Source organism: uncultured Thiodictyon sp., from assembly GCF_903828115.1.
GTDB lineage: Bacteria > Pseudomonadota > Gammaproteobacteria > Chromatiales > Chromatiaceae > Thiodictyon.
The window spans coordinates 1-2,697 of record NZ_CAIKKU010000695.1 but is presented as its reverse complement, the minus strand read 5'-3'; the positions used below and the strand labels follow the sequence as shown (position 1 = coordinate 2,697).

Below are 2,697 nucleotides of genomic sequence, written 5' to 3'. Positions count from 1 at the left end.
CGGAACGGCAGACCGATTACCCTGCCGTTAATCCTGCCAGAGTCGCCGCGCGGTGTCTACCCCCTTGTGCGAACATTAACTTTCTCTAACCCCCGCCAGCCCGCGCCGTGACTGGGGTGGCGCGGTTATGCTTCAGGGCTGCGCGCCCGCGGACCCGCTATAGTGGTCGACAGGTCAACGCAGCCGCCCCCAGCCACCATGCACGACGGTCATCCTTGGCAGGTACGCATCAGTGCGCCCGCCCACCCCCACGAGAGCGTCGGCAGCGGCGTGCTGATCGGCCCGCGGCACGTCATCACCTGTGCGAGCGTGGTCGGCGCCGCTCTGGGGGTCGCGGTCGGCCCCGAACCCCCCGGGGGTGAGGTGGGGGTGGAACTGCCGCTGCTGCCGATCCCCTTCCGGGGCTCAGGCACGCTTGTCGCGTGGGTGCCGGAGGCCGGATGGGACCCGCGCTGGAACACGCCCGGGGCACGGCCGCCCGGGATCGCGGTGCTGCAACTCGGCGAGCCGGCCCCGGCGACGGCGACTCCGGCCCGACTGGAGCCGCTCGCACCGTCGCACTATCGCAACCGCGCGGTCTTCTGCCTGGGGTTCCCGCCCGAGGCCCCCGCGGGTCGGTGCGTCCACGCCGATTGCGCCAATGCGGACGCCGACACCATCACCGGCCTTGAGACCGACCACGGCACCATCGAGCGGAGCTTTACCGGAACCGGGGCCTGGGACCCGATCCGCGAGTCGGTCCTGGGGCTGGTGGTGGCGGACGAGTTCCCGAGCGCGCTGGCCCTGCTGATCCCCGCCCATTGCCTGCTCGCCGTCTGGCCCGAGGCGCCGGTGCAGTCTGACCGGGGGACCGGCGCGCGCCTGCTGGGGTGGGTGGCAGACTTGGACACGCGCCGGGGCAATCTGCTCCTGCGCCTGTTCGCTGGCCTCGCCTTCGCCGGTCTGGGACTCATCTGGTGGCTGGAGCCGGACACCCAGCCCGCCCCCGAGCAGGCGCCAAGCGTCGCGGCGAGCAGCCTGATCAGCGGTTTTGTCTGGGAGCCGACCGGCAAGCCCATCCCCGGGGTACGCGTGCTGGTCCCGGCGCGGGGAGTCGCCGCCGAAACCGACCGCTTCGGCCACTTCAGCCTCGGATTCCAGGAAGCGGCCGGCGCCGCCGTCGAGGTCCTCGTCATGGCCCCCGGTTACCAGAGTCTCACCGAGCTGACGCGGATCGGCGAGTCCGGCCTCAACCTGGTGCTGCAACGCCCGGAACCCTTGGACGGCGCCCCGACGGAGACTGGGGACGGGCTGGAAGGGAGCCCCCGCGTGGGCTACCCGGACCGACAGCGCCCTTAAGTACCTCCTGTTAATCCTGTCTATTTTTACCCGACCGGCCCAGCCTTCGGCGCGCCGCGAGTCATTCCGACCCCACCGAATCCAGCGAGACGGCATAGACGGGTTCCGCGGCGAAGGGCTCCGCCGCCCGCGGATCGACGCTGATCCAGACCCCACCCATGAAGGGGGAACCCGGCACCTCGACACGCGTGAAGCGCTCGAAGGGCGCGCCGCGCGTCGGATCGAGCAGCGGGTGGTCGTGCCGATACTGATGGGTATCCCCATGGATCAGCAGCACCGGGCCTGGGAATTGACTCATCAGGTCGACCAGTTGCGCCTTGAAGCCGCGGAAACCCCGCGGTCCCCGCCCCCCATCGAACAGCGGGTCCGCCTGGATCATGATGACCAGGGCGCGGGCGTCGCGGCCCTGGGGCGAGGCCAGTGCCCGGGTCAGGAAGTCCCGGTTGGCGGCCTCGCGCGCCCTGAACTCGGCCATGGCCGCCGGGGCGTCGGCGTCGTACCCGTTGTCGCTGCCGACGATGTGCAGGGCCACGAACAGCACCTCGTCCATGACAAAGCCGTAGATCTCGGGGAAGTGCTCACCGGCCTGCGTCACCCCCAGGGCGGCGAGCCGCAGGACGCCCGGATCACCGAAGAAGACCTCCCGCACCCGCGCCAAGCGCGCCCGCGGGTCCAACCCACCCGCGGTCCAGCGTCCGCAGTCGGTCCATTCGTTGTCCCCGGGCGTGTAGACCAGCGGCACCGCCACCGCCCGAAAGAGCCCGGCGATGGTGTGCAACTGCTCATCGGTACAGGGGGAACTGCCGGACTTGATGTCGCCCACATGGACGATGAACGGCGGCGCCTGGACGGCGGCAGCGGCAAGCAGCGCCTGCAGCGGAGCCACCTCGGACTCGCCATAGGGCAGATCGCCGAGCGCGAAGAAGCGCAGGGGCGCCGTCGCGGGCGCACCGGCGACGCCCGGGGGCGACCCCGGCGGACTCTCTGTTTGAGCCGCCAGGGGATTTGCAACCAAGGCCGCCGCGCAGAGAAGCACGCGGGCCAGGGTACCGGTGGGAGCGCGGGGCGTCGGCCGGGCGTGGAGGGGTCGTCGGCACATAGGGTTGATACAGTCGCTTAAAAACCTACTCATTTCTTATTAACCATCAAAGTTCTAGCAGAACTTGAGGCGAAATCGTTGTATAGTTTGGTTATCCAAGTCGTGAATTTACCACACCCTGGGTCCGCCGCGAGTTCCGCGGTGGCAGCCTGTGGAGAGGTTCGTGAGACCTGGGGGAGCATGGCGTCGGTTCATCACCGTAAAGCTCCCCACCGTGGGAGCTAACGGCGAAAACCAAGCCATGCACCCCTGGGCAGCCT

Annotated in this window: 2 protein-coding genes; one reads left to right on the top strand and one right to left on the bottom strand. The window is 69.4% G+C overall.

The genetic code is table 11. From position 1 onward, the window contains the following. Positions 1–198: 198 nt before the first annotated feature. On the top strand, positions 199–1,338 hold the full coding sequence (locus tag QZY48_RS26305; RefSeq protein WP_295436497.1) for a hypothetical protein: 1,140 nt from the start codon (positions 199–201) through the stop codon (positions 1,336–1,338). 61 nt (positions 1,339–1,399) lie between these two features. On the opposite strand, the gene QZY48_RS26300 is transcribed toward QZY48_RS26305, so the two are convergent. Beyond that, the gene (locus QZY48_RS26300; protein WP_295436495.1) at positions 1,400–2,437 is read right to left on the bottom strand and encodes a hypothetical protein; all 1,038 of its coding nucleotides are present in this window, start codon (positions 2,435–2,437) and stop codon (positions 1,400–1,402) included. Positions 2,438–2,697 lie beyond the last annotated feature (260 nt).